Here is a 25,659-nt window from a genome sequence, read left to right as displayed (position 1 = left end):
ATGGGACTACCTGTATTACGAGACGACCTGAGTGACAGCGAACTCGACGCCATCGTCGAGAAGGCAAACGCCGCGTCTGCCTTTCTGAAGGCCATCAGCCACGAGGGCCGGCTGATGATCCTGTGTCACCTGGTCTCCGGCGAGAAGTCGGTGACGGAACTGGAGGAACTGCTGTCCGCACGGCAGGCAGCGGTCAGCCAGCAACTGTCGCGACTGCGTCTTGAGGGGCTCGTGGTTCCGCGCCGCGACGGCAAGGCGATCTACTACCGGCTGGCGGACGACAAGCCGCGCAAGATGCTTGAAACGGTCTACGAGCTGTTCTGCGGCGACGACGCAGAGTGACGGCCCGACCGCTGCCGCGCCGCCGCGGGGCATTTTCTTGCGAAGGCGCAGGCGGGTCCGCATAGTCGGATGATCACGTCAGGTCGGGAGGAGGACTCTGGCATGTTGGAACTTGTGGGCGAGCACCAGATGGTCGCTCTGATCGGGCTTGGCAGCGGCATTCTGCTGGGCCTTGCAGCCCGCCTTGGACGCTTCTGCACGCTCGGCGCCATCGAGGACGCCCTGTATGGCGGTTCGACCGTGCGCCTACGCATGTGGGGCATCGCCATAGGCCTTGCGATCATGGGCAGCTTCGCCCTCATGGCGTCCGGCCTGCTGGTCGAGAGCGAAACCTATTACCTGTCGATCCGCTGGATGCCGCTCGCCTCCATCGTAGGCGGATTGGTCTTCGGCTACGGCATGGCGCTGTCGGGCAATTGCGGTTACGGCGCCATCGCCCGGCTGGGCGGCGGCGACCTGCGCAGCTTCGTCATCGTGCTGGTCATGGGCGTCAGCACCTTCGTCGTGCTGTCCGGCCCGCTCGCGCCCTTGCGCGGCATGCTCTTCCCCCAAGTGCCCGTCACCACCGAGGTCCGGCCGGGCATTGCGCATCAGCTTGCCGCCATGTCCGGCCTGTCGGTGCCGGTCATCGGCATGACGATCGGCGCACTGATCATGATCGGCTCGGGCGCAGCCCGCGCGGTGTGGGAGAAACCGTCTCGCGTCCTGTGGTCCGCCGCGGTAGGGCTCGCGGTCATCCTAGCCTGGGCCGGAACGTCTTGGGTGGCGCACCGCGGGTTCGAGGCGCTGCCCGTCGTCTCCCACAGCTTCGCGGCCCCGCTGGGCGACACGATCCTGTGGTGGATGACCGGCTCTGCCCGGCCCCTGTCGTTTGCGGTGGGATCGGTCGCCGGGGTGTGGGCGGGCGCCTTCATCGGGTCGCTGATCAAGGGGCATTTCCGCTGGGAAGCCTGCGAGGATCCGCGGGAACTGCGCCGCCAGATCTTCGGGGCGGCGCTCATGGGCGGCGGCGCCGTCGTGGCGCTCGGCTGCTCCATCGGCCAGGGGCTGTCGGCGTTCTCCGTACTCGCCTTCTCGGCGCCGGTCACCTTCGCGTCGATCTTTGCCGGTGCCGCGTTCGGACTGCGTCAGCTTATCGTGGGGTTCCAGCCCGCCGAATGACAGGTCCGGCGGGATGGCAACGACAGGTCAGTCGAAATCCCGCAGCCGCGCAACGTACCGGGCGAGCGTGTCGATCTCCAGGTTGATGCGGTCGCCGACGGCGGTCAGTCCCCAGGTCGTGACTTCCTTGGTGTGCGGGATGAAGTTGATCCCGAAGGTCGTGCCGTCCACTTCGTTCACCGTCAGAGAGGTGCCGTTCAGCGCCACCGATCCCTTCGGCGCGATGAAACGGGCCAGCGCCTCGGGCGCGTCGAAGGTGACGCGCGTGCTGTCACCCTCGTCCTGCATGCCCACCACCGTGGCGACCCCGTCCACGTGTCCCGACACGATATGCCCGCCCAGTTCGTCCCCGACCTTCAGCGCGCGCTCGAGGTTGATCTTGCTGCCCTCGGTCCAGCCATCGTTGCCGCCGATGGTCGTCTTCGACAGCGTCTCGGCGCTGATGTCGACCTCGAACCAGTCAGGGCCCAGCCCGATCACCGTCAGGCAGACACCGTTGCAGGCGATCGAGGCGCCCATGTCGATGGAGGCGGTCTTGTATTTGGTGCCGATCCGTGCGCGAAGATCGCCGCGGCGCTCCAGCGCGCGCACTTCGCCAACATCCGTGATGATCCCCGTGAACATGCTGCCTCCGCCGGATTCGTGAGTTTACAAAGCCTTAATTTCGCCGAACTCTTTGAATAGTTTGGCAACAAAGGCATCACATATACGGAAGGTCTCCACAAGGTCGGTTGGCACGCGACAGGGACGTTCGAAGGGCACGCATGGGCGATATGGCGAAGATCAGCAAGGGCAGCGGCGACCAGAGGGTCTTTCTGTTCCTTCAGGGACCGCACGGGCCGTTCTTCCACCGTCTGGCCCAGATGCTGCGCAAGACCGGTGCGAAGGTCTGGCGTGTCGGTTTCAACGCCGGGGACCGGGCCTTCTGGTTCCATCCGAAGACCTTTCTGCCCTTCCGCGGCACGCAGGACCAGTGGCGGGCCTGGCTGATCGACCTCTTGCACGAGAAGCGGGTTACCGACCTCGTGCTGTACGGCGACGTGCGTCGCATCCACGCCGAGGCGGTGGAGGAAGCGCGCCGCCGCGGCATCACCGTGCACGTCTTCGAAGAAGGCTACATGCGCCCCTACTGGGTGACGTATGAACGCGGCGGCTCCAACGGGCACTCACGGCTGATGGACATGACCGTTGCGGACATGCGCCGCGCGCTGGAGAAGTCCGACATGGAGGCCCCCCTGCCCCCGGCGCATTGGGGCGACATGCGGCAGCATATCTTCTATGGCGCGCTCTACCATTGGTTCGTGATGTTCCGGAACGGCGATTTCCGCAACTTCCAGCCGCACCGCTCCCTGACGGTCTTCCAGGAATTCCTGCTGTACCTCCAGCGCCTGACCTTGATGCCGCTCACCTGGGCGGACCGCGTCATCGCCACGCTGCGCATCCGGCAGGGCGGATTCCCCTACCACCTGTGCCTGATGCAGCTGGAGCATGACTCCAGCTTCCAGAAACACTCGCCCTTCACCACGATGCCCGATTTCCTCGGTATGGTGATCGAGGGCTTCGCGTCGGGCGCCCCCGGCCACCACCACCTCGTGTTCAAGGCGCATCCGCTGGAAGACGACCGGGCCGGTGTCCGCAAGGCGATCCGCGCGGCCGCGAAGCGCCACGGCGTGGGCGACCGGGTCCATTACGTGCGCGGCGGCAAGCTGGCGCAGCTGCTGAACGATGCGCGCACCGCCGTGACCGTGAACTCTACGGCTGCACAGCAGGTCCTGTGGCGCGGCATTCCGCTCAAGGTGTTCGGCGATGCGGTCTATGCCAAGCCGGAGTTCGTCTCCACCCAGCCACTGCCCGAGTTCTTTGCCCTGCCCTCCCGGCCCGACAACAAGGCCTACAAGGACTACCGCCGCTATCTTCTTGAAACCTCGCAACTTCCCGGCGGTTTCTATTCGGCCCGCGGGCGGCGGCAATTGCTGCGGCAAGTGGTCGACATGATGCTCGCGGGGGACGATCCCTACGACGCCTTCGAACGCGGAACCGCGGCCCCAAGGCAACAGTTGCGCGTGGTGCACTGACCCGACCGGTCCGCAAAGCTGGATTTCTTCGTCAGCAGCCGCTAGCCTGTGGAAAAATCGGGGACCACAACGGTCACCCATATAAAACCGAGGCAGACTTCAGGTCGAGGAGACCGAGCAGTGAAAAGTACCCCCTCCCGGTGGGCGAGGAGCGTCGCCATGCTGGCCGCGGTGTCGATTCTGGCATCCTGCGGCCTTCCGCGCGTTGGCCCGAACAAACGCGAAATCTTTGCAGGATCTGTTCAGAGGGAGGGTGACTCCTTCATTGTCGCGGTGAACGACCGGGTAACGCGGGCCACGGCCGTGGTTCCGGCGCTCGGCTTCTCTGAAGGCTTCCGGAATGCCTCTGTCGTCGGGTCGGACACGATCCAGCCCGGAGACACGCTGGGCCTGACGATCTGGGAAAACGTCGACGATCCGCTTCTGGGCGCCGGTGGCGGCGCTACTGGCGGCGGCGGGCCGGCCATCCTCGAAGAAGTGCAGGTCGACGGCTCCGGTTTCATCTTCATTCCTTACGCGGGCCGCATCCGTGCCGCCGGCAACACGCCCGAACGCATCCGCCAGATCATCACCGCCAAGCTCGAAGACCAGACGCCCGATCCGCAGGTGCAGGTGCGCCGGCTGGCAGGCGACGGATCCACCGTCAGCCTGCTGGGGTCGATCAGCGGTCAGGGCGTCTATGCCATCGAACGTCCGACCCGGACGCTGTCCTCGATGATCGCACGCGCCGGTGGCGTCACGATCAAGCCGGAAATCGCGCAGATCAAGATCATCCGCGGCAACCGGACAGAGACGATCTGGTTCCAGGACCTCTACAAGAACCCCGATTTCGACATCGCCCTGCGCGGCGGCGACCGCATCCTCGTCGAAGAGGACACCCGTGCCTTCACCGCGCTTGGCGCGACGGGCACACAGGCGCGCGTTCCCTTCGAGGCGCAGAGCATATCTGCCGTCGAGGCCATCGCAACCGTCGGCGGCCTGATCTCGGCCACGGCAGATCCGACCGGCGTTTTCGTGTTCCGCAACGAACCCGCGGAAATCGCCAACCACGTTCTGGGTCGGACAGACCTGGTCGGTGCACAGCGCATGGTCTACGTGCTGGACCTGACCGAACCGAACGGCATGTTCATGGCACGCGACTTCGTCATCCGCGACCAAGACACGCTCTACGTGACCGAAGCGCCGTATGTGCAGTGGGACAAGACCATCGCATCCCTGACAGGATCGCTCAGCTCGGTGGCAACGGTCACCGATATTTCCGACACGCTCAGTGGCAGCGGGGACTAACTTGAACTTACCCGAGGGACAGGGTCGCGCCGGGGAGGAAACTTCCCGGCGCCTTTTCGTTTTCGCAGCAGGCTTCCTGCGGCAGAAACAAGTGCGGCGTATTCTGGACCTTGCAGGATACCGGGTGTCGCTGGGTATGCCCGGCCCCGACGACCTTGTTGGTGTCTGGGGGCAGTCGCCTTACGCCTGGCGCGGCGAACGCATGGCCGAGAGGTCGGGGGCGTCGCTGGTCCGGGTAGAAGATGCCTTCCTGCGCTCCCTCCATCCCGGTCGGCGGGGAGAGCCGCCCTTCGGCCTGCTGATCGACCGGAGTGGCGTGCATTTCGACGGCGGTGCGCCGTCCGATCTGGAGCGGCTGCTGGCGACCGAGCCGCTTGACGACCACGCCTTGCTGGAACGCGCACGGGGTGCCATGGCGCGGCTGCAGGACGGACGTCTCTCGAAGTACAGCGCCTCCGATCCGGAAGCGGAGGCCCCTGCCCCCGGTTATGTTCTTGTTGTGGATCAGACAGTTGGCGATGCTTCCGTGCGCGCCTCCGGCGGTGACCGCTCTCGTTTCCTAGAGATGCTGTTCGTCGCACGAGAGGAAAACCCCGGCGCCCGGATCGTCGTAAAAACCCATCCGGAAACGGCGCAGGCGCTGCGCGACGGCCATTTCCGTGATGAGGACGCAGGCGGCCCTGTCACGCTCTACGACGGCGATGCCAGCCCGTGGGTTCTGCTTGAAGGCGCGGTCCGGGTCTATACCCTGTCCTCGCAAATGGGGTTCGAAGCAATCGTCGCGGGCCACAAGCCGCGCGTCTTCGGGCGACCGTTCTATGCCGGTTGGGGCCTGACCGACGACGAAGAGGTCTTCCCCCGCCGAAACCGGCGCCTGACCCGTGCACAACTGTTCGCGGGCGCGATGATCCTTTACCCGACATGGTACGACCCACACCGCGACCGGCTTTGCCAGCTTGAGGATGTGATCGGCTCTCTCGAAGCCCGCACGCGCGCCTGGCGCGAGGATCGCCACGGCTGGATCGTGTCGAGCGCCCGGCTGTGGAAAAGGGGCCTTCTGCAGAAATTCTTCGGCAAGGAGAAGCGACTGCGGTTCGAAGATGATGTGGACAAGGCTGTGGAACTTTCGCAGCAGACCGGCCGCCGCCTCATGATATGGGCCAATGCCGGTGGCGGACGGGGCGTGCATCTGGAGGACGGCTTTCTCAGATCGCGCGGATTGGGCGCGACGCTGGTGCCGCCCCTGTCTCTCGTGCTCGATCCCGACGGAATTCACTTCGATCCGGAGACGCCGTCGGCCCTGGAGCACATGATTCAACGTCGCGCGGGCGGCCTTCGATCTGACCAGATCGAACGTGTCCACAGACTTATACAGGCGATGGTCTCGGGTGGCTTGTCCAAATACAACCTTTCAGGCGGATTGCCCGACCTGCCGGAAGGCCACCGCATCCTGGTGCCCGGACAGGTGGAGGACGACGCCTCCATCCTGCGCGGCAGCCCGATGGTCCAGTCGAACACCGAATTGCTGAAGCGCGCGCGCGAAGCGAACCCGTCCGCCGTCATCCTCTGGAAGCCGCATCCCGACGTCGAAGCGGGTCTGCGCAAGGGCGCCGTCGAGGATCCCATGCGATGGGCGGATGCGCGTCTGGACGGCGCCGATATCGCACAGGTCCTGGATGCCGTGGACGAAGTCTGGACCATGACCTCTCAGACCGGGTTCGAAGCGCTTCTGCGCGGTCTCAAGGTGGTGACGCTTGGCGTGCCCTTCTATGCCGGCTGGGGCCTGACCCGCGATCTGGGCCCGATCCCCGCCCGGCGGCTGAGCGGGCCGCGCCCCTCGCTGGAAGCGCTCGTCCACGCGGTATTGATCGACTACCCGCGTTACCACGACCCGCACATGCGCGAGGCTTGCAGCGTCGAGACGGTCATTCACCGGCTGAAAGAAGGCCCGATCCCACACCCCGGTCCGCTCAATCGCGGCCTGTCGAAACTGCAGGGCGCACTGGCCAGCCACACGTGGATCTGGCGGCGTTAACCTTTATTCACAGGGAATTGGTCCATCTCTCTGAGAAATAGTTATTTTCAGAGTTGTCCACAGATTTTGATATGCTTTCGGATAGGTTCGCCGATCATATAAACATCTGGCGACAAAGCACTTTTACGTCGCGGAACCCCGCCTCCAGACGTGCTGGACGTCCCCCCCTCGTGGGCAAACATCCACAAGGGTGAAACGGGGCGCTTCGCGGAGCCTGTCGACGCCCAGCGCGCCTATGCCCGGATGGCCTTCGGCACCCAGCGCCAGGCCCGCGGTGAACACGTGAAGTTCGTCCACGAGGTCCTGCGCCAGAAGCGATGCGGCCAGTTGGCCGCCACCCTCGCAGAAGACCCGTGTCAGCCCTTCCTGCCCCAAAGTCTTCAGCAACGCCGCGGCATCCAGCCGCCCGCCCGCAAGCGGCACGGTGAGCAGGCGCGCCCCGATGCCTTGCCAGGCGGTCAGCAGGTCACCGCGCGCATCCGCCCCGTGGCAGAGCCAGACGGGAACGTCCTTTGCGGTGCGGGCAAGGTCGCTGAGCAGCGGCAGGTCGAGGTGGCGCGACGCCACGATGCGGACCGGAGGCTGGCTGCGGTCAAAGCCCCGGACGGTGAGGCGCGGATTGTCGGCGCGGGCCGTCCCTCCCCCGACCAGCACGGCGTCATGACTGGCGCGCAGGGCATGCACCGCATGGCGCGCCTCCGGTCCGGTGATCCACTGGCTTTCGCCGGTCGCCGTGGCGATCCGCCCGTCGACGCTCATGGCCAGTTTCAGCGTCAGCCAGGGGCGCCCGTGCTCGACCCGCAGGAAGAAACCGGCGTGGTCCTGCATCGCTTCCTGAGCCAGAACCCCGGTGCGTACCTCGATACCGTTTTGCCGCAGCTTTTCAAACCCTTGCCCCGCGACCCTCGGGTCGCTGTCAGCGATCGGAGCAACCACCCGTGCGACACCGGCCGCAATCAGCGCGTCCGTGCAGGGTGGTGTCTTGCCGTGATGCGCGCAGGGTTCGAGTGTGACATAGGCCGTTGCGCCGCGGGCGGCCTCCCCGGCCATGGCCAGCGCCTGCGTTTCTGCGTGCGGGCGGCCCGAAGGCTGCGTCCAGCCCCGCCCGACGACGCGGCCCTTGCGCACGATCAGGCAGCCGACGGCTGGGTTGGGCCAAGTCTGGCCCATGCCGCGGCGGCCCAAGGCCAGAGCCTGGGCCATGAAGCGCGCGTCGGAGGCCGTCACTTGGCCGGCGGCGGCAGGTTCGGGTCGGGCCGCAGCTCGGAGACGAACTTGTCGAAGTCGTCCGCCGCCTGGAAGTTCTTGTAAACGCTGGCAAACCGGACGTAGGCCACGGTGTCGATACGGGCCAGCGTCTCCATCACGATCTCGCCGATCATCTTGGAAGGGATGTCAGTTTCGCCCATGCTTTCCAGCCGCCGCACGATCCCGGAAATCATCTGGTCGATGCGCTCCGGCTCTATCGGGCGTTTCTGGAGGGCGATCCGGATCGAGCGTTCCAGCTTGTCGCGGTCGAAATCCTCGCGTCGTCCGTTGGACTTGATGACCACGAGGTCACGCAGCTGCACACGCTCGTAGGTGGTGAAACGCCCGCCGCAGGCGGGGCAGAAGCGACGGCGGCGGATCGACACGTGGTCTTCGGCCGGCCGGGAGTCCTTCACTTGGGTGTCGATATTTCCGCAAAACGGGCAGCGCATCGGCCTGTCCCCTCGTTTCTCAATGTTCCTGCCTCGGTCATGGGGTTGTTCCCCAATTATCCACAGTCACTATAGGACGGCGCCCAAGTTTTGGGTAGAGAAATAATCTTCCCCCCAGATGGTGCTGTGTTTGCGCAACGCGAAGGTGTCATTCACTGGCAGGAGCGCCAAGAACGGCGGGCCGGACCTGTTTTCCCGCCTTCAGATCGGCCTCCCGCTTCGTCATCCATGCGGCGATGGCCTCCACGTCCGGGTCGGTCTGTTCGATCCATTCGAGGCACCACGCCATCTCCTTCTGCAGCGCCTCTTCCGGCACCTCGGACAGATCGCGCGCCGGATCGTCCCAGCGCGGACCGCCCAGATAAACCGCCGCGAACATGATCTTCGCCTTCTGCGGTGGCGTTCCGTTGACCAGTAGCGCCTCGTAGAACATGCGGTGCACGTCCTGCCAAGCGCGGGTGCGCCACGTCGGCAGGGCATCGTTGCCGACACCGCAATAGGCATCGTGCAGCGCCGCCGCCATGAGGTATTCGCGACTTTGCCGGTCCCCGATGAGCGGCGCGAAAATCGGCGGGATCGTGGCACCGTCGGTCAGTGTCTGCCGGGGTGCGGTCCATGTCTCGCCGCTGGCGTCGATGAACTCGATCTCGTCCCGGGTGGGCAAGAAGGCCTGGTTGAAACCCTCCATGAAGACGGGCTGCCCCTGCATCTCCAGCGGCCCGCCGATGAACCGGCAGCGCGTTTCGCGATCCGCAAGGTCGAGACAGGTCTGGGCGACCTGCGCTGCCCGGCGCGCGATGATCTCCGGCAAGCCGATCACCGCACCAGCAATGCCGATGGCCGCCACTGTGGCGAGGGCAAGGAAAAGACGGCGGGAGCGAGGCATGAGGGGCTGTGACTGGTTCCGAAAAAGGGTCGAACGATACGCTAGCAGAGCGTGGCGAGGGATGCGATGCGGCTTTGACGATCAAGGCGCCCGCGTGCCCCGTATTTAAAACGGGCTCCGGTTACAGGCATCCCTCAGCCCAGGTGTGCGGCCACTTGGCGTTGATGCGGTGCCGACCTGTGCTCGAACAGGTAGATCCCCTGCCACGTTCCCAGCGCGAGCCGCCCCTGCGTGACCGGGATCGTCAGGGACACGGGCATCAGCGCCGCCTTGATGTGCGCGGGCATGTCGTCGGGACCTTCGTAGGTGTGGGTCAGGTAGGCCATCGAGGGATGCGTGCTGGGTGGCACGAGCCGGTCAAAGAAGGCACGCAGATCCGTCTGCACCTCCGGGTCGGCATTCTCCTGAATCAGCAGGGAGGCCGAGGTGTGCCGGACGAACAGCGTCAGCAGGCCATCGCCCCCCTGCCCGGCCCAACGCGTCACGTCGCGGGTGAATTCGTAGAGGCCGGGGCCGGTTGTCGAAATCGTGAAGGTTGTCTGCACTGATTGTCTCTGTGGTTCTGAACGAGTCGTCCTAACCTTCCTTGCATCCACGTGAACGCGCCGCAACGGCAATGGACGTGGGGCCACAAGGGAGAGGAAGAATGAACGATCATACGCCGCCGCGCCGGATGACCGCCGAGGATTTCGACCAGGAACTGCTGGATCTTTACGATTTCTACGCACACGGGAAGATCTCGAAACGGGAATTCCTCGATGGTGCGGCCCGGTTCGCGGTGGGCGGTCTGACAGCCGCTGCCCTGCTGAACATGCTTTCTCCGAATTATGCGCTGGCGGAACAGGTCAGTTTCAACGACCCCGACATTCTGCCGGAATACGTGATGTACCCTTCCCCCAACGGGCACGGCGAGGTGCGCGGCTACCTCGTGACCCCGGCCGGAGCCGAAGGTCCGCTGCCTGCGGTCGTCGTCATTCACGAGAACCGCGGCCTGAACCCCTATATCGAGGACGTCGCGCGCCGTGTGGCAAAGGCCGGGTTCATCGCGCTTGCGCCGGACGGTCTGACCTCTGTCGGCGGCTACCCCGGCAATGACGCAGAGGGGCGAGAGCTGCAGCAGACGGTCGACAGCACCAAGCTGATGAACGATTTCTTCGCGGCCTACGAATGGCTTGCCGCGCATGAGGCCACAACGGGCAAAGTCGGTTGCGTGGGGTTCTGCTATGGCGGCGGGGTGTGCAATGCGCTGGCGGTCGCCTATCCCGAACTGAACGCATCGGTGCCGTTCTACGGTCGTCAGGCGAGTGCGGCGGACGTGCCGAAGATCGAAGCGCCGCTCCTGCTGCACTATGCCGAGCTGGACGAACGCATCAACGAAGGCTGGCCGGAGTACGAGGCGGCGCTCAAGGAGCACGGCAAGACCTACACGGCGCACATTTATCCGGGGGTCAACCACGGCTTCCACAACGATTCAACGCCGCGTTACGACGAGGCGGCTGCGGAACTGGCGTGGGAAAGAACGCTCGCCTTCTTCAACGAGCACCTGAGCTGAAAAAGTACTGAAAGCGAAAAGCGGACGCGCCGGGAGGTGGCGCGCCCGCCAAAGGGGCAATCAGACGTCCCGGACCACGCAGGCCACGCTGGGAAGACCATCGGCTGAGGAGGCCGGAAGCGGACGACCGCTGTCCGACACGATGGGCATCTGCGCCACTTGCGCGAGCGTTTCCTGGCAGCGGGCGAGTTCGTCGGGGGACACTTCGATCTCGATCACTTCCGGCTCGACGGGTGCAAGAAACTCGGTCGCGGCGAAGGCGGCCGTGGCACTTGCGGTCAGGGCGAACAGGTAAACTGGCAGCTTGTTCATCTCTTTGCTCTCCTTCGTGTTGATAACTAGGAGACGCCGGAAATGGTTCCCGCTACGCTAAAGGTTTGCATTCGAAGCAAAGAATTCCCGGATTTTTCAATCGCATCGCATGGAAACCTGCGGCGGCGCACACGTTGATCCGATGAAAGACGAAAGGACACAAGACATGAGCAAGACACTTTTCATCACCGGCGCCTCTTCGGGGATCGGGGCCGCAACGGCGCGGGCTGCGGTGGAGCGCGGCTGGTCGGTCGGGCTGTTCGCCCGTTCCGAGGACAAGCTTTCGGCACTGGCGGATGAGCTCGGGGATGCCGCACTTCCCCTGGTGGGCGATGCGACCTCGCTTGAGGAACAGCGCGCGGCAATCGGCAAGCTGGTGGACCGCTTCGGCGGCCTGAACGCGGCCTTCGCCAACGCGGGGACGGGTCTCTCCGCCGCGGGGACGGAGAAGGGCGACCCGGATGAGTGGGAAACGCTGGTGCAACTGAACGTGCTGGGTCTGCTGTGGACCGTCAAGGCGGCGATGCCGGCGCTGAAGTCCAGCAAGGGCCACATGCTGCTGACCGGTTCCGCCGCCGGTCGGACGCACATCAAGGGATCGGTCTATGGCGCGTCGAAGTGGTTCGTGCATGGCTACGGCGGCAACCTCGCCGAGGAAATGCGCGAATGGGGCGGCCGCTGCACCGTGATCGCACCGGGCATGGTGGATACGCCGTTCTTCGACGAGGCGAAGCCGGACAAGCTGAAGCCGGAGGACATTGCCGACGCGGTGGTCTTCGCACTGGAAGCCGATCCGCGCGCCTGCGTGCAGGAAGTCTTCGTGATGCCGACAGGCTGATCCCGAGGCACTCCTCAAAACGAAAGACGCGCCCGATAACGGGCGCGTCTTTTTTGTGGCGGCCCATGATGCGAGGGCACAACTTGCTATGCAACTCAGTGGGCTGTCCGGACAGCCCCGGGCGTCAGGAAAAGATCCGGGCGCCCTGCTGATCGATCATCTGCTTTGCCTTGGCGACGGAGGCTTCGCGCGCCTCGTCAGCGTCGCGAATGACGTCTGCGCGGATCAGGCGATGCGTTCTGGTTTCGCCGTCCACATCCGCCTCGATGATCGCGCAGATGCGGAAACCGCCATCTTCCGACATCGGCTGAGGGATGATGCGAAAGCCTTCGTAGTCAATGGCTTCGGCGGCGGGCTTTGGAGCCTCACCGCCGCCGAAGAGTTTCTTCCAGATGGACATGACCGCGCCTTACTGGTCGAGGAAGGAGCGCAGCTTGCGCGACCGCGACGGGTGCTTGAGCTTGCGCAGCGCCTTCGCCTCGATCTGGCGGATACGTTCGCGGGTCACGCTGAACTGCTGGCCGACTTCTTCCAGCGTGTGGTCGGTGTTCATGCCGATGCCGAAGCGCATCCGCAGAACCCGCTCCTCGCGCGGGGTGAGGGACGACAGCACGCGGGTCGTGGTCTCCTTCAGGTTTTCCTGAATGGCGGAATCCAGCGGCAGGATCGCGTTCTTGTCCTCGATGAAATCGCCAAGCTGGCTGTCTTCCTCGTCGCCGATGGGCGTTTCGAGAGATATCGGCTCCTTGGCGATCTTCATCACCTTGCGGACCTTCTCGAGCGGCATCTGCAGCTTTTCGGCCAGCTCTTCCGGGGTCGGTTCGCGGCCGATCTCGTGCAGCATCTGGCGGCCGGTGCGGACCAGCTTGTTGATCGTCTCGATCATGTGGACCGGAATACGGATCGTGCGGGCCTGGTCGGCGATAGACCGGGTGATGGCCTGACGGATCCACCATGTCGCGTAGGTCGAGAACTTGTAGCCGCGGCGATACTCGAACTTGTCCACGGCCTTCATCAGGCCGATGTTGCCTTCCTGGATGAGGTCGAGGAACTGCAGGCCACGGTTCGTGTATTTCTTGGCGATGGAGATCACGAGACGCAGGTTCGCCTCGACCATTTCCTTCTTGGCCTGCCGGGCCTCTTTCTCGCCCTTCTGAACCTGGTTCACGATGCGGCGGAATTCAGAGATATCCAGCCCCACGTACTGACCGACCTGCGCCATGTCGGTGCGCAGCTCCTCCACCTTGTCGGCGGAGCGCTCGATGAACATCTGCCAGCCGCGCCCGGACTTCTCGGCCATGCGCTCAAGCCAGTTCGGGTCGAGCTCGTGACCGCGATACTCGTCCACGAATTCGCGACGGTTGATGCGGGCCTGGTCGGCCAGCTTCACCATGGCGGAGTCGATGGACATGATGCGCTTGTTGATGCCGTAAAGCTGGTCGATCAATGCTTCGATGCGGTTGTTGTGCAGGTGAAGGCCGTTCACCAGTTCGACGATCTCGCCGCGGAGCTTCTGGTAGGTTGCCTCGTCGTCGGAGTCGAAGGAGCCGTCCTCGTTCAGGGTAGCCGAGATCCGGCTGTCCTGCATTTCGGCCAGTTGCTCGTAGTCGCGGGCGATGCGGTCGAGGGTTTCGAGAACGCGCGGCTTCAGCGCCGTCTCCATCGCGGCGAGCGACATGTTGGCCTGCTCGTCGTCGTCCTCGTCATCGTCGCGGCTGATCGGGTTGCCGTCGGCGTCGTATTCCGGCTCGTCCGATTTCTGCTGTGTGCCCGTCTCGACGTTGGACGCATCCACCACGGGTTCGTCCAGTTCACCGTCCTCGCCCATCTGGCCGGAGAAGGTGGTCTCGAGGTCGATCACATCACGCAGAAGGATGTCTTCGGACAGAAGTTCCTCGCGCCAGATGGTGATCGCCTGGAACGTCAGCGGGCTTTCGCAGAGCCCGAGGATCATCGTGTTGCGACCAGCCTCGATCCGCTTGGCGATGGCGATCTCGCCCTCGCGCGACAGCAGTTCGACGCTGCCCATCTCGCGCAGGTACATGCGCACCGGGTCGTCCGTGCGGTCGAGCTTTTCGGTCGTGCCGGATCCCAGCGCGACCTCGCCACCGCGCTTGGCTTCGACAAGATCGGTCGAGCCCTTGCCGGACTCGTCTTCCTCGGCTTCCTCGTCGTCCTCGGTCACCTGGATGCCCATTTCCGAGAGCATCGACATGACGTCCTCGATCTGGTCCGAGGACACCTGATCCGGCGGCAGAACCTGGTTGAGCTGGTCGTAGGTGATGTATCCACGCTCGCGCGCTTCGGCGATCATCTTCTTGACCGCAGCCTGCGACATGTCGAGGCTGATCTCTTCTTCCTGGTCGTCGGATTTGGCGTCTTCGTTGTCCTTGGCTGCCATGCGGCTCTCCTGATCGAAGGGGAGGACGAATCACTGATTGACCGACTCAATAGCGTCTTTGAGTGATTCGGGAACCCGTCTACCCTTATTTCTTTACCTTTTTCTCACCGAAGTGACGTCATCCACGCCCTTTTTCGAATCGAATCGTCGCGAGAAGCGAATCAAGGGCGCTCTTTTCTTCCCGGTCGATATGGGCGCCATTCGGCCCGATTTCGAAGTCCACCTCGTTGTCGTCTTTCAGCCGGCCGATCGCTGAACGCGCCCGCGCCGCCTCTGCAAGACGCCATGTCAGGGCTTCGTCGGCCAGATCGTCGAGGTCCTCCTCCGCCTCTCTCAGTTCGGCCTTCCAGCCATGGTACGCTTCAAGCTTCGCCAGCTCCTCCGCCACGGTCATCCGCGCGAGGTCCTTTGCACCTTGGGCACGGATACATGGAACCACCGCGATATGGCGCGCGGCGAGCAGGGTTTCAAGCCACTCGGAGCCGATCCTTTCCATCGCCGCCTCGGCAAGGTCGTCCGGACGGTCGGCCATGTCGAGCAGCACGTCCTTCAGCGCGGCAAGATCGGGGTCGCGGGGTGCAAGATTCTCCAGCTGGCCGTCGAACGCCTCTACAAGGGTAGGATGACGGTAGAGAATGGCCAGAACGATCTCCTGCCGCATGACGACTTCGGCATCCTCGCCGCCTGAAACCAGCATGGAGGCCTTGGCCGTCGGGCTGGGCGGTTCGGGCGCGTTCCACTTGCGGCGGCCCCGCGCGCCCTTCCCCTTGCCGGAGAACCCGCCTTTGAATTCACCTGAGTAGCCGCCGGAAAATCCGCCGCCGTTGCCATTGCTCCAGGGCGCGGCAGGCTGCGCGCCTGCCCGGTTGTAGAGCTTGTCCAGAAGCTCCCGCACCGCCTCGCCATAGTGGCGGCGCAGGGAGGGGTCCTTGATCTTCTGCAACCTTTCGCGCAGCGCCTTGTCCAGTGCGGCCCGGCGTTCCGGGCTGTCAAAGGTGCGGCCCTCCGTCTCCTGCTGCCAAAGCAGATCGACCATCGGCAGCGCCGCGTCGAGGCAGGTCCGCACCGCCTCCGGCCCGTCCGAGCGGATCAGATCGTCCGGGTCCTTGCCATCGGGCATGAGGGCAAAGCGCAGTCCCTTGCCCGCCTCCAGCAGCGGCAAGGCAATGTCGATCACGCGGTAAGCCGCGCGCAGTCCGGCCTTGTCCCCGTCGAGCGCGATGATCGGCTCTGGCGACAGGCGCCACATCGCGTGAAGCTGGTTCTCGGTGACCGCGGTGCCCAGAGGCGCGACAGAGCCCTGGAAACCCGCCTCGCTGAGCGCGATCACGTCCATGTAGCCCTCGGCCACGATCAGCGGTTGCCCCCTGCCCGTCGCCTCCCGCGCGGAGCGCAGGTTGTAGAGGTTGCGGGACTTGTCGAACAGTTCTGTCTCGGGCGAGTTCAAATACTTGGCGTTGTCGTCCGGGTCCATCGCCCGACCGCCAAAGGCGATGCACCGCCCACGGGCGTCGCGGATCGGGAACATGATGCGGTTGCGGAAGACATCGTAGGGCTCGCGCCCCTTGTCGGACGTCTTCGAGAGGCCGCAGGCCACGAGGTGCTCGACGGACACGCCCTTGCCGGTGAGCGCCAGTCGCAGGTTGTCCCAGCCGGCGGGCGCGAAACCGATCTCGAACCGCTCCTGCGCGCCTGTATCCAGCCCGCGCCTCGATAGATACGCGCGGGCGTCGGTGGCCGCCTGTGTCTTCAGCTGGAGCCGGAAGAACTGAACCGCCTGCTCCATGACCTCGCCCAGCACGGTGCGGCGGTCGGCTTTCTGCTTGGCCTGCGGGTCGCGGGCGGGCATCTCCATCCCCGCCTCGGTGGCGAGAATCTCGATCGCCTCCATGAAGCCCACGTTCTCCGTCTTCTGCACGAAGGAGATGGCGTCGCCCTTCTCGTGACAGCCGAAACAGTAGTAATACCCTTTCCGGTCATCGACATGGAAAGAGGCGGTCTTTTCATGGTGGAACGGGCACGGTGCCCACAAGTCGCCCTTGCCGGGTTGCGACTTGCGCTTGTCCCACAGCACCTTTCGCCCCACCACATCGGCAAGGCTCAGGCGGTTGCGGATTTCATCGAGGAAACCGGTCGGCAGACTCATGCGAGGCAGTATCCTCCGGCGGCGGGGCGATTCTCAAGGTGCCATGACAGCGATCATGACACCGGCGGCCGGAAGTGGTGTCCGGTCTTACTTGTCCAGAAGCTCGCACTGTTCGCGCGCCGCCTGACCGACCGCCGGGGTCAGCATATTGGCAGGCAGCGTGAACACGAAATCGGCAAGCTGGTCGGCGGCCTTGCGCTCCATCTCGGCGCGCAGGGCCGTGCGCACGTCGGCCTTGGACCGGCCATTGACACGGCTGTCCACGGCCAGCTTGAACCAGGCTTCGGTCTGCGCACATTTTTCGAGATCGCCCTGCGCCACGACGGGTGTGGCAGCGATGGCGAAAAGAAGGGCATAAAGCGCTTTGCGCATGTCGGGCGTCTCCGCAGGCAGTTTGGAGTGGTTCTAGCCCGCCTCCCCCCGGGCGGCAACGCCTGCCATGGCATCGGCAATTTCGTGCCAAAGGGTCCGGGCCATCGACCGGAAGGCCATGACCCTGTAGCCGCCTTCCACGCGATGGATCAGCACGTTCATGTGGCCGCAGAGGGTCCGCGCCGTGGCATCCTCCGGGAAGGCGTTCGGGCGCAGGTCGACGGGCACCAGCCGGGCCAGAACGTCCTCTGCCCCCTCCCCCGTCAGGTCGAGCATGACCCAGGCATCGGACTGGTCCGTCACCGCCGCATGAGCCTCCAGATCCGGAGCGGGATCGGCACCGAACAGGAAGAAGGTGTCGCGCCCGGCCCAGAGACACGGCCCCGACCTGCGGTTCGGCGCGGGCAAGCTGCAGCCGTGCGCTTCCTTCAGCGCCCCCGACAGCGCCGCGCGCGCACCCGGTTTCGGCATCAGCGCGGTGACACGAGTCATCGGTGCCTCCGACAAGGTGAACCGCCCCCTGTTCAGCGGGCGCAGCCCTTCGGCGGGGGATCTGGCTTTCAGGTCAACCACGCAGGCGCCCTCCTTCCGGGTCGAAGGCCACGGGATCGGTCACTTCGCATAACGCGGTCACGCCCCGGAGGTGATCGACCAGCTTGACCGTTTCGCCGTGCCGGGCGCGGCCGTTCCTCAGGAACCCAAGCGCCCGTGTCTCGCCCAGGGTCGGCGAGAAACACGTCGAGGTGACGTAGCCCTGATCGTTGGCCCTGACCGGATCGGCCTCCCTGTCGAACAGGTGCGCGCCCGCCGGGATTAGTTTTACCTCGCCCGCCGGGCGCAGGCCCACCATCTCCTCACGGTCCTCCATCAGGCCGGGCCGCGCCGCCAGCACCTTGCCGATGCAGTCCTTCCCGGACGCGATCATCCGCTGCATTCCGATGTCGAAAGCGGTGGTGCGCCCGTGGATCTCCGCATGGGTGATATGCCCCTTCTCGATCCGCAGGACGTTCAGCGCCTCCATCCCGTAGGCCCCGCCGTCCAGCGCCTCGGCCCGGGCCAGCAACTCGTCGAAAAGCGCCGCGCCATAGCGGGCGGGGATCGCCAGTTCATAGGCATGCTCGCCCGAGAAGGTGATCCTGAAAAGGCGCGCCGCCTGCCCGCCTATGGACACCGGACGGTTTGCCATGAACGGCACGCTCTCGTTGTCGATCGGCGCATCGAGAAGGCCGTTCAGCAGGTCCCGTGACTTCGGTCCGGCGATGGCGAACTGCGCCCAATGCTCCGTGACGGAGATGAAGCGCACGTCCCAGCCCTGGCAGTACGCCTGTTTCACCCAGTCGAGGTGGCGCATGACCTGCCCCGCAGCGGCGGTGGTCGTGGTCATCAGCCAGCGGTCGTCGGAGAGCCGCGCCGTGGTGCCGTCGTCCATCACGTGCCCGTCCTCGCGCAGCATCAGGCCATAGCGCGTGCGGCCCGGCGCCAGAGAGGAGAAGGTGTTGGTGTAGACGAGGTCGAGGAACCGCGGCACGTCCGCGCCCTGAAGCTCGATCTTGCCAAGCGTGGAGACATCGCAGACCCCGACATGGGTCCGGACCATCCGCACTTCGCGGTCGCAACTCTGACGCCACGAGGTCTCGCCCTCCTTCGGGAAATAGGACGGACGATACCAGAGCCCGGCCTCGATCATCGGTGCCTTCAAGGCGAGGCTCGCGTCATGGGATGTCGTGAACCGCTGCGGCGCCAGTCCCTTGCCCGCTCCGCCCGCGCCAAGCGTGGCGATGGCGATGGGGGAATACGGCGGCCTGAAGGTGGTCGTGCCGGTCTCCGGGATATCGCGGCCGGTGGCGTCGGCAAGGATCGCCAGCGCCGACACGTTCGACGACTTCCCCTGATCTGTCGCCATGCCCTGCGTCGTATAGCGCTTCATGTGCTCGACCGAGGCATAGTTTTCCGCGGCGGCGCGTCTGACGTCCTTCACCGTCACGTCGTTCTGAAGATCGAGCCAGGCGCGCCCCTTTCCCGGCACGGTCCACAGGCGGCGGATGGAGAACGGCGCATCCTCGGCCCGGGGGACCTCCACCTTGGCCGACAGGCCCAGCTCGGCGGCGACGGCGCGCCCGGCCTCCGCGCCTTCGGCAAGGCAGGCCTGCGTGGAGAAGGCGCCGTTCGCGGCACCGGCCACTTTGAGTCCCGGAACATGGGCCGCAGGCGGCACGAAAGCCACGATGTCGTCGCGCCAGACGGGCCGCGCGCCGGTGTGGCAGGTCAGATGGATCGCCGGGTTCCAGCCGCCGGAGACGCCCAGGGCGTCCACCTGCAGATCGTCCCGCCGGCCGTCCGGGGCACGCAGGGTGATGCCGGTCAGGTGCTTGCGGCCATGGGTGCCACAGACCTGCCATCCCGGATAAAACGGCACATCGCCCGCGCGGTTCTGTGCATCGTGGCGGCTATCGACCAGCGCCACGACGTGCAGCCCCGCGGCGGCCAGATCGCGTGCCGTGCGATGCGCGTCGTCGTTGTTGCCGAAGACCGCCACGCGGCCGCCGGGCACGGTGCCGTAGCGGTTGAGGTAGCCCCGCAGAGCAGAGGCCAGCATCACGCCGGGCCGGTCGTTGTCGCGGAACGCGCTGGGCCGCTCCAGCGCGCCGCCCGCCAGCACGGCGCGTTTCGCCGCGATCCGCCAGAAACATTCGCGCGGCAGGTCGCCCGGCTCGGAGAGGTGAGAGGACACCCGCTCGACCGCGCCGTAGGTGCCGCCGTCATAGGCGCCCGTCACCGTCGTACGCGTCATCAGCCGGACGTTCGGCAGGTCCTGCAGCGCCCGGACCTCCGCCTCTGCCCAAAGATGCGCGGGCTGGCCCTCGATCTCCTCGACCTCCGCCAGAAGCCGCCCCCCGAAGGAGGGACCCTCGTCCGCGAGGATCACATCCGCCCCGGCGGAGGCTGTGGCCCGGGCGGCCATCAGGCCAGCCGGGCCACCCCCGATCACAAGCACGTCGCAGAAGGCAAAAGCCTTCTCCGCCCGGTCCGGATCGGGCGCCCCCGACAGCGCCCCCAGTCCCGCCGCGCGGCGGATCGCAGGCTCGTAGAGCTTCTCCCAAAACGTTTTCGGCCACATGAAGGTCTTGTAGTAGAAACCCGCCCCGAGGAACGGCGCGAACAGGTCGTTGACCGCCAGAAGGTCCAGCGACAGCGACGGCCAGCGGTTCTGGCTCACCGCATCAAGGCCTTCGAACAGCTCCTGCGCCGTGGCGCGCGTGTTCGGGTCCGCACCGGCGCCCCGCCCTACCGTCACCAGCGCATTGGGTTCCGCCGAGGTGTCGGTGAACAGTCCGCGCGGGCGGTGGTACTTGAAGCTTCGGCCCAGCAGGTGCACGTCCTCCGCCATCAGCGCGGAAGCCAGCGTATCGCCCTCGAACCCTCTGTACGCCTGCCCGTCGAAGGAAAACCCGAGCGGCCTGTCCCGGTTCACGCGGCCCTTGCCCTCAATCCGCATCCAGAGGCTCCACCAGCGAGACGGCATGGATCTCGTGCGTTACAGTATCACGTTCAACGACCAGCCACGCCGTGCACCCTGCCTCGTGGTACCAGAGGTCTCGGGTCAGCCCGGCCGGGTTGTCGCGCAGGTGAAGCCAGTCCGACCACGCCTGTGGATCACCCCCGGAGGGACGCTCCAGCATCGAGGCCGCGCCCTGGTACGTGAATTCCCGGCGGTCGCGTTCGCCGCACAACGGACAAGTCAGGCGCATCCGGTCATATCCCCGATCAGGAGGCGTCCGGGACGCCGTTGCATCGGTCGGGCGTGCGGTGCCGCGCGTCCCGAACCATGCCATGTCTTGCCGATACCCAAGGTCACGCTCTCCATCCCGGTCAATGCAGGTTGTGCTGCGCGCCGGTGCCTTCTTCGTCCATCAGGCCGCGGCCCGTGGCGAAGCGGCCCAGCCGGAAACCCGCCGCCGGAGCGTGGTGCCGTCCCGTCGCGATCAGGTGCGCAAAGGAAAAGCCCGAGCCCGGCACGGCCTTGAACCCGCCGTAACACCAGCCGCAATTGAGGAAGAGTCCCTCCACCCCGGTCCGGTCAATGATCGGCGAGCCGTCGGGCGACATGTCCATGATCCCGCCCCATGACCGCAGGACCCGCGCCTTGCCGATCATCGGCATCAGCGCCATCCCCGCCTCCATCACATGCTCGACCATCGGCAGATTGCCCCGCGCCGCGTAGGAGGCGTAGAAATCGAGGTCGCCGCCGAACACCAACCCTCCCTTGTCGGATTGCGAGATGTAGAAATGCCCCATGCCGAAGGTCACCACGTGGTCGAGGCAGGGCTTCAGCCCCTCGGTCACGAAGGCCTGCAAGACGTGGCTCTCGATCGGCAGGCGCATCCCGGCCATGGCCGCCACCTGCGAGGACCGGCCCGCGACCACGATACCGACCTTTTTCGCCCGGATCGCCCCGCGCGAGGTCTGGACGCCCCGGACCCGGCCATTCTCGATGTCGATGCCCGTGACCTCGCAGTTCTGGATCAGGTCGACACCCCGCATGTCTGCGCCCCGGGCATAGCCCCAGGCGACCGCATCGTGGCGCGCGGTGCCGCCCCGCCCGTGCCAGAGCCCGCCGTAGATCGGGAAGCGCGCGTTGTCGAAATCGAGAAACGGGACCTTCTCGCGCACCTGCTCTCGCGTCAGAAGCTCGGCGTCATCGCCCTGGTTGCGCATGGCGTTGCCGCGCCGGGCGAAGGCGTCGCGCTGACCATCGGAATGGCACAGGTTCAGCACGCCGCGCTGGCTCATCATCGTGTTGAAGTTCAGCTCCTGCTCCATCCCCTCCCAGAGCTTCAGGGAATGGGAATAGAACTCGGAATTGCCCGGCAGCCCGTAGTTCGCCCGCACGATGGTGGTGTTGCGCCCGACGTTGCCCCCGCCGAGATAGCCCTTCTCGAGCACCGCCACGTTTGTCAGCCCGTGCTCCTTGGCGAGGTAGAACGCCGTGGCCAGGCCATGGCCACCGCCGCCGATGATGACGATATCGTATTCGGGCTTCGGATCGGGGGTGCGCCAGTGGGGCCGCCATCCGCGGTTGCCGGTCAGCCCCTCCTTCAGAATGCGCCAGCCCGAAAAACCCATGCCTGTCTCCCCGCCGCGGTGGATACCGTCGCGGCAGTCAAGCAGCGCCCGGCGGGAGTATCAATGCGTCGCGCGAGAAATCCGAGAGTTTTCCACCGGATAAAGGCGCCTTGGCGACCTTCGCAGGCACGCGCGACAGGCCTGCCGGTCCCGGAACCGATGGTAGGGCGGGGCTGTGCGCCGCCCCGCCCGACATCAGCCGTCCGACCAGACGATCTGGGGGGCGAAACGCGGCCGGGTGAACCCGTAGGTGTAGAACAGGTCGGCCTCGTTCAGAACCGGCAGTTCGAACGGCGGCACGTATTGCGTTTCCGTTTCGACCATGATGACGCGCTCGTTGTGCAGCAGCGTCGGCAGGCGGTCGGTCAGGTTGACCAGATCCTCGGTGCGCATTTCGCTGAAGACACCGCGGGTCTGCGACCAGTCGCGGATATAGGCGCCCTGGTTGGCGTCATAGCGCACCTGCGTCACACGCAGCGAATACGGCCCCTCAGACAGCGTCAGGAACTCCAGCAGGTCGAGCATGCCGTCGAGGTAGGCACCGTCGATGGCCGATGTCTCGCGCGAGATGGCGTCCGAGATCGTGTAGGCCGCCTTGGTGTTCAGGCTTTTCTGACGGAAGGCATCGTGCAGCGAGAACATGCTGGCCAGCACCATCAGCAGCAGCGGCAGCCAGATCAGCGTCTCTATGGTAACGTTGCCATTCTCGTTGCCGGCGAAGCGGCGCAGCTTTTGAAGCATCGGCGTTGTCATGGCGGTTACCTCGGTTCCTGCACGAAGGCGGAATTGACGATCATCTGCGCGTAGCCTTCGGTATCCAGATTGAGTTCCTTACCGAAGCCGGTGGTCGGCATCATGGGCTTGTACTTGAGGCAGGCCCGCATCAGCATCAGGTCGTTGTCCTTGCCGTGCACGAAGTTGCGCACCGGGCGCGGATCTTCCTGCGCATTCCGGCAATCCGGGTTCGGCTCCATCATGGTGACGTTGCGCGGATCGACCTCCACCATCTCGAGCATGAGGTTGTTCTGGCAGTCGTCGATGATCACCGCCTGGTCACAGATGCTCAGGCGCACCTGTTCGTAGGTCGGGATTTCCCCGGTCGAGAGGCGGATCTCGCGGACCACCCGGTCCACGCTGCGCTCCAGCATCGCGTGACGCAGGTTCATGTAGGCGATCTCCACCCCGGCAGCGAGGACAAGGAAGAAGATCGAGAAGTAGAAGGCGAATTCCAGGGTGGAGTTGCCGTTCTCTTCGCGGCAGAAGCGGCCAGCAAACCGGCCAAGGCGGGATGTCCGGGCAACCGAATTCATTGGATCAACCTCAGATTGTTGATTTGCCGGGCAATGGTGTCGAACGTGTCGAAGATCTGGTCGCCCGTGACGTGGAAGAAGTGGCTGGCAGACGAGGCGCAATAGGCGAGCTCATTGGCCGCGGCGGTGTCTGTCTCGAAGGCGATGGCAAAGATCGTCACGCCCTTCGCATTGGCCAGGTCGCACTGCGCATGTAGATTGGCGACGTTGGTCGGCGCGTCCGAGAGGTTGTAGGACTTCCCTGCCCCCTGATCGACCAGAACGGTGTCGCCGTTCCTCGGGTTCTTCGCGTCGGTGGGGCGCCACTGGTCCGTGGTCTGGCCGTCCGTCATCAGGATGATGTACTTCTCGGTCTCCGGGTCCTCCCAGGCGATCGGGCGGCCTTCGAAGCGGGCGTCCACCTTGCCTGCAGCGATCAGCTCTGACAGGGCCGGCTGGTTGGCCGGATCGAGCAGCGCGAGGCCGTACTTCATCCCGTATTGCAGGCCCGTACCATCATGCAGGCGCATGCCGTTGATGAAGTTCTTCAGGCCGGTGCGGTCCGCGGAATAGTACTGGATGGCCATCTCCTCGCTCGGGCACCAGCCCCAGTCCATGGTCGGTTCGTCGAAGGCCCAGTAGTTGAAGTGCGGCACATAGTCTGTCGACGTCGGCATTGCCGTGGTCAGGAACTCGTCGCTGTAGATCTCGACGCAGGAGGACGGCATGTTGACGTTGGTTTCCTCTGCCGGCGGGGTCTCGGTGCCGGGGTCCGTCGTCGGGTCCGGTTCGGGCGCGGGGGTCGGTTCCGGGTTCGGCGAGACATATTCCGGCTCGAAGCTTGCCCAGTCGACCCAGAAATAGGGCATGGAGTACCCGGGGAGCTTGTGATCCTTGGTGTTGTTCAAGGTCGGACCAATGTCGGATTCAGGACCGTTGAGGTCGCCCTTGACCTGGAAGTAATTCGTCTTGGACCCCGGCCCCTTGATGGACATCCCGAGGAACTGGGAGGGATCGGTCAGGCTGCCGTCATAGTAGTACAGTGCCGCGACCGCGCCCTTGTAGAAGTCATCCATGTCCTTCGGCGCGCTGTCCGGGAAGTAGGTGATGCGGTGGGCAACGTTATAAATGTTGTCCCCATCGGTGTCGAAGTAGAGCACCACGTTGGTGATCGTGTGCGACCACGGCGGGAAGTAGTCCTCCACCGGGGCGGTCACCACGGGGTCGGTGGTCGTGGAATCGCTCGTCGTCGTGTCGGTAGTGCCATCCGTGCAGGACGGGTCAGCCGCGCCTTCGTCGGCGTTCTCGGCATTGTTGTTGCACAAGGAGCCGCCCGGCGCGTCCTGGTCGCCGTTGCCCCAGCCGTTGTTGTCGTGCTTGATCTTGGGCCGCTCGCCGCGGAAGTAGTCGAACAGGATGTCGCCCGGGTTCACCTGCCCCGCAAAGGGCACGACGTTCAGCGTGGTCACGCCGTTCGAGTCGTCGGTCATCACCTTGTCGACGAAAGCCTCGGCCGCCGGCTTCAGCTTGTCCATGCGGCTGTTCCAGCGCATCGACCCGGAAACGTCGAGCACGAGCGAGATTTCCACGTTGGAGATCTTTTCTTCCGCGGTGGCGAGGGCCGCCGCCGTCAGCGTGTCGATGCCGCTCATCCGCAGGAAGAATGTGTTGATGTCCGTGCTGCCGGACGCCGTGACGGTCCTGTAGTTGACGCCTTCCTCGGGCGTGACACTGTCCAGCGTCGCGGCGATCCCGGCTTTCTCGAGGTAGTCGCGGACAACCGTTTCGGAGTCCTGCATCTGGTCGAGGTCGGCAGCCGCAAGGACCGCGCGGTCCAGCGTGGATTGCATGACGGTGCGTGTGGCCTCAAACCTCATGATGTCCACCGATGCACCGGTGACCGTAAAGATCAGCAGCAATATGAAGACCGAGAAGATCGTCATATTCCCGGATTCGTCGCGGATCAGGCGTTGAAGCAGCGTATTCAGGCAGTTTGGCAGTGTCATTCGTCTTCTCCAACCGCGTAGGGTGTTCACGGCTTCGAGAATACTTGACCGGGCAATCGGGCCTATTTACGACGATTTTAGGGTTTGTTAACCAGATTGAGGCGGTCGATGACATACTCCATATTCCTTTAGT

24 protein-coding genes are annotated in these 25,659 nt (G+C 65.0%); 7 read left to right on the top strand and 17 right to left on the bottom strand.

Annotation, left to right across the window (positions count from 1 at the left end):
- Together QNI11_RS05100 and QNI11_RS05095 are read left to right on the top strand one after the other, a co-directional pair.
- Positions 1-342 carry a helix-turn-helix transcriptional regulator gene (locus QNI11_RS05100; protein WP_005863292.1) on the top strand — a complete coding sequence of 114 codons (342 nt, stop codon included), beginning with the start codon at positions 1-3 and terminating at the stop codon, positions 340-342.
- Between the two features lie 102 nt (positions 343-444).
- Positions 445-1,503 carry a YeeE/YedE family protein gene (locus QNI11_RS05095; RefSeq protein ID WP_283982570.1) on the top strand — a complete coding sequence of 353 codons (1,059 nt, stop codon included), beginning with the start codon at positions 445-447 and terminating at the stop codon, positions 1,501-1,503.
- 27 nt (positions 1,504-1,530) lie between these two features.
- On the opposite strand, the gene QNI11_RS05090 is transcribed toward QNI11_RS05095, so the two are convergent.
- Entirely contained in the window at positions 1,531-2,127 is a 597-nt protein-coding gene (locus QNI11_RS05090; protein WP_100927548.1) for a riboflavin synthase, read from the bottom strand.
- A 140-nt stretch (positions 2,128-2,267) separates the two neighbouring features.
- Between QNI11_RS05090 and QNI11_RS05085 the strand changes: the two genes are divergently transcribed.
- The 3 genes from QNI11_RS05085 (at position 2,268) to QNI11_RS05075 (ending at position 6,900) form a co-directional block, all read left to right on the top strand.
- On the top strand, positions 2,268-3,578 hold the full coding sequence (locus QNI11_RS05085) for a capsule biosynthesis protein (RefSeq protein ID WP_283982569.1): 1,311 nt from the start codon (positions 2,268-2,270) through the stop codon (positions 3,576-3,578).
- Between the two features lie 159 nt (positions 3,579-3,737).
- On the top strand, positions 3,738-4,865 hold the full coding sequence (locus tag QNI11_RS05080) for a polysaccharide biosynthesis/export family protein (RefSeq protein ID WP_283982568.1): 1,128 nt from the start codon (positions 3,738-3,740) through the stop codon (positions 4,863-4,865).
- 91 nt (positions 4,866-4,956) lie between these two features.
- The gene (locus QNI11_RS05075) at positions 4,957-6,900 is read left to right on the top strand and encodes a capsular polysaccharide biosynthesis protein (protein ID WP_283982567.1); all 1,944 of its coding nucleotides are present in this window, start codon (positions 4,957-4,959) and stop codon (positions 6,898-6,900) included.
- 123 nt (positions 6,901-7,023) lie between these two features.
- On the opposite strand, the gene ribD is transcribed toward QNI11_RS05075, so the two are convergent.
- From ribD to QNI11_RS05055, 4 genes are all read right to left on the bottom strand, one after another.
- Entirely contained in the window at positions 7,024-8,127 is a 1,104-nt protein-coding gene (gene ribD, locus QNI11_RS05070) for a bifunctional diaminohydroxyphosphoribosylaminopyrimidine deaminase/5-amino-6-(5-phosphoribosylamino)uracil reductase RibD (protein WP_373418425.1), read from the bottom strand.
- Positions 8,124-8,600: a transcriptional regulator NrdR gene (gene nrdR, locus QNI11_RS05065; protein ID WP_100927552.1), complete on the bottom strand. Its 477-nt coding sequence runs from the start codon at positions 8,598-8,600 to the stop codon at positions 8,124-8,126. The genes ribD and nrdR overlap by 4 nt, the downstream gene beginning before the upstream one ends.
- Before the next feature lie 148 nt (positions 8,601-8,748).
- Positions 8,749-9,486 (bottom strand): DUF1353 domain-containing protein, encoded by a 738-nt coding sequence (locus tag QNI11_RS05060; RefSeq protein WP_283982565.1) that lies wholly within the window; start codon positions 9,484-9,486, stop codon positions 8,749-8,751.
- A gap of 134 nt (positions 9,487-9,620) precedes the next feature.
- A complete protein-coding gene (locus tag QNI11_RS05055) occupies positions 9,621-10,031 on the bottom strand; it encodes a secondary thiamine-phosphate synthase enzyme YjbQ (RefSeq protein WP_100927554.1) in 411 nt (136 codons plus the stop codon).
- Between the two features lie 101 nt (positions 10,032-10,132).
- On the opposite strand from QNI11_RS05055, the gene yghX reads away from it, so the two are divergent.
- Positions 10,133-11,038, top strand: a complete 906-nt coding sequence (yghX, locus tag QNI11_RS05050; protein WP_283982564.1) for a YghX family hydrolase — start codon at positions 10,133-10,135, stop codon at positions 11,036-11,038.
- A gap of 60 nt (positions 11,039-11,098) precedes the next feature.
- On the opposite strand, the gene QNI11_RS05045 is transcribed toward yghX, so the two are convergent.
- Positions 11,099-11,350, bottom strand: coding sequence for a hypothetical protein (locus QNI11_RS05045; RefSeq protein WP_283982563.1), 252 nt, complete (start codon positions 11,348-11,350; stop codon positions 11,099-11,101).
- Between the two features lie 166 nt (positions 11,351-11,516).
- Between QNI11_RS05045 and QNI11_RS05040 the strand changes: the two genes are divergently transcribed.
- Positions 11,517-12,188: an SDR family oxidoreductase gene (locus QNI11_RS05040; protein WP_283982562.1), complete on the top strand. Its 672-nt coding sequence runs from the start codon at positions 11,517-11,519 to the stop codon at positions 12,186-12,188.
- 124 nt (positions 12,189-12,312) lie between these two features.
- Here the strand turns inward: QNI11_RS05040 and QNI11_RS05035 are convergent, their stop codons facing one another.
- From QNI11_RS05035 to QNI11_RS04985, 11 genes are all read right to left on the bottom strand, one after another.
- Positions 12,313-12,588, bottom strand: a complete 276-nt coding sequence (locus tag QNI11_RS05035) for an HlyU family transcriptional regulator (protein WP_283982561.1) — start codon at positions 12,586-12,588, stop codon at positions 12,313-12,315.
- Positions 12,589-12,597: 9 nt separating this feature from the next.
- Positions 12,598-14,589 (bottom strand): RNA polymerase sigma factor RpoD, encoded by a 1,992-nt coding sequence (rpoD, locus tag QNI11_RS05030; protein WP_100927559.1) that lies wholly within the window; start codon positions 14,587-14,589, stop codon positions 12,598-12,600.
- 118 nt (positions 14,590-14,707) lie between these two features.
- Entirely contained in the window at positions 14,708-16,735 is a 2,028-nt protein-coding gene (gene dnaG, locus QNI11_RS05025; RefSeq protein WP_283982560.1) for a DNA primase, read from the bottom strand.
- Positions 16,736-16,822: 87 nt separating this feature from the next.
- Complete coding sequence (locus QNI11_RS05020) at positions 16,823-17,107, bottom strand: hypothetical protein (protein ID WP_100927561.1); 285 nt, start codon at positions 17,105-17,107, stop codon at positions 16,823-16,825.
- Between the two features lie 33 nt (positions 17,108-17,140).
- A complete protein-coding gene (locus QNI11_RS05015) occupies positions 17,141-17,599 on the bottom strand; it encodes a sarcosine oxidase subunit gamma (RefSeq protein WP_283982559.1) in 459 nt (152 codons plus the stop codon).
- A gap of 73 nt (positions 17,600-17,672) precedes the next feature.
- Positions 17,673-20,603, bottom strand: a complete 2,931-nt coding sequence (locus tag QNI11_RS05010) for a sarcosine oxidase subunit alpha family protein (RefSeq protein WP_283982558.1) — start codon at positions 20,601-20,603, stop codon at positions 17,673-17,675.
- On the bottom strand, positions 20,593-20,856 hold the full coding sequence (locus tag QNI11_RS05005; RefSeq protein ID WP_283982557.1) for a sarcosine oxidase subunit delta: 264 nt from the start codon (positions 20,854-20,856) through the stop codon (positions 20,593-20,595). The genes QNI11_RS05010 and QNI11_RS05005 overlap by 11 nt, the downstream gene beginning before the upstream one ends.
- A 121-nt stretch (positions 20,857-20,977) precedes the next feature.
- Positions 20,978-22,231: a sarcosine oxidase subunit beta family protein gene (locus QNI11_RS05000; protein WP_283982556.1), complete on the bottom strand. Its 1,254-nt coding sequence runs from the start codon at positions 22,229-22,231 to the stop codon at positions 20,978-20,980.
- 195 nt (positions 22,232-22,426) lie between these two features.
- Positions 22,427-22,984: a TadE/TadG family type IV pilus assembly protein gene (locus QNI11_RS04995; RefSeq protein WP_254698326.1), complete on the bottom strand. Its 558-nt coding sequence runs from the start codon at positions 22,982-22,984 to the stop codon at positions 22,427-22,429.
- Positions 22,985-22,989: 5 nt separating this feature from the next.
- Positions 22,990-23,541: a TadE/TadG family type IV pilus assembly protein gene (locus tag QNI11_RS04990; protein WP_100927566.1), complete on the bottom strand. Its 552-nt coding sequence runs from the start codon at positions 23,539-23,541 to the stop codon at positions 22,990-22,992.
- Entirely contained in the window at positions 23,538-25,526 is a 1,989-nt protein-coding gene (locus QNI11_RS04985) for a TadE/TadG family type IV pilus assembly protein (protein WP_283982555.1), read from the bottom strand. The genes QNI11_RS04990 and QNI11_RS04985 overlap by 4 nt, the downstream gene beginning before the upstream one ends.
- Positions 25,527-25,659 lie beyond the last annotated feature (133 nt).

The sequence above is a fragment of the Sagittula sp. MA-2 genome, from assembly GCF_030126985.1.
Lineage (GTDB): Bacteria > Pseudomonadota > Alphaproteobacteria > Rhodobacterales > Rhodobacteraceae > Sagittula.
Note: the sequence above shows the minus strand (reverse complement) of the source record. Positions and strands in the feature narration are given on the sequence as shown.

Excerpts from the sequence above, each read along its gene's own strand:
- QNI11_RS05080 (WP_283982568.1), top strand. The coding sequence starts at position 3,738 with ATGCTGGCCGCGGTGTCGATTCTGGCATCCTGCGGCCTTCCGCGCGTT.
- QNI11_RS04995 (WP_254698326.1), bottom strand. The coding sequence starts at position 22,984 with ATGACAACGCCGATGCTTCAAAAGCTGCGCCGCTTCGCCGGCAACGAG.
- yghX (WP_283982564.1), top strand. The coding sequence starts at position 10,133 with ATGAACGATCATACGCCGCCGCGCCGGATGACCGCCGAGGATTTCGAC.
- QNI11_RS05095 (WP_283982570.1), top strand. The coding sequence starts at position 445 with ATGTTGGAACTTGTGGGCGAGCACCAGATGGTCGCTCTGATCGGGCTT.
- rpoD (WP_100927559.1), bottom strand. The coding sequence starts at position 14,589 with ATGGCAGCCAAGGACAACGAAGACGCCAAATCCGACGACCAGGAAGAA.
- dnaG (WP_283982560.1), bottom strand. The coding sequence starts at position 16,735 with ATGAGTCTGCCGACCGGTTTCCTCGATGAAATCCGCAACCGCCTGAGC.
- QNI11_RS05005 (WP_283982557.1), bottom strand. The coding sequence starts at position 20,856 with ATGCGCCTGACTTGTCCGTTGTGCGGCGAACGCGACCGCCGGGAATTC.
- QNI11_RS05060 (WP_283982565.1), bottom strand. The coding sequence starts at position 9,486 with ATGCCTCGCTCCCGCCGTCTTTTCCTTGCCCTCGCCACAGTGGCGGCC.
- QNI11_RS05020 (WP_100927561.1), bottom strand. The coding sequence starts at position 17,107 with ATGCGCAAAGCGCTTTATGCCCTTCTTTTCGCCATCGCTGCCACACCC.
- QNI11_RS05000 (WP_283982556.1), bottom strand. The coding sequence starts at position 22,231 with ATGGGTTTTTCGGGCTGGCGCATTCTGAAGGAGGGGCTGACCGGCAAC.
- QNI11_RS04990 (WP_100927566.1), bottom strand. The coding sequence starts at position 23,541 with ATGAATTCGGTTGCCCGGACATCCCGCCTTGGCCGGTTTGCTGGCCGC.
- QNI11_RS05100 (WP_005863292.1), top strand. The coding sequence starts at position 1 with ATGGGACTACCTGTATTACGAGACGACCTGAGTGACAGCGAACTCGAC.
- nrdR (WP_100927552.1), bottom strand. The coding sequence starts at position 8,600 with ATGCGCTGCCCGTTTTGCGGAAATATCGACACCCAAGTGAAGGACTCC.
- QNI11_RS05085 (WP_283982569.1), top strand. The coding sequence starts at position 2,268 with ATGGGCGATATGGCGAAGATCAGCAAGGGCAGCGGCGACCAGAGGGTC.
- QNI11_RS05090 (WP_100927548.1), bottom strand. The coding sequence starts at position 2,127 with ATGTTCACGGGGATCATCACGGATGTTGGCGAAGTGCGCGCGCTGGAG.
- QNI11_RS04985 (WP_283982555.1), bottom strand. The coding sequence starts at position 25,526 with ATGACACTGCCAAACTGCCTGAATACGCTGCTTCAACGCCTGATCCGC.
- QNI11_RS05035 (WP_283982561.1), bottom strand. The coding sequence starts at position 12,588 with ATGTCCATCTGGAAGAAACTCTTCGGCGGCGGTGAGGCTCCAAAGCCC.
- QNI11_RS05040 (WP_283982562.1), top strand. The coding sequence starts at position 11,517 with ATGAGCAAGACACTTTTCATCACCGGCGCCTCTTCGGGGATCGGGGCC.
- QNI11_RS05045 (WP_283982563.1), bottom strand. The coding sequence starts at position 11,350 with ATGAACAAGCTGCCAGTTTACCTGTTCGCCCTGACCGCAAGTGCCACG.
- QNI11_RS05010 (WP_283982558.1), bottom strand. The coding sequence starts at position 20,603 with ATGCGGATTGAGGGCAAGGGCCGCGTGAACCGGGACAGGCCGCTCGGG.
- QNI11_RS05015 (WP_283982559.1), bottom strand. The coding sequence starts at position 17,599 with ATGACTCGTGTCACCGCGCTGATGCCGAAACCGGGTGCGCGCGCGGCG.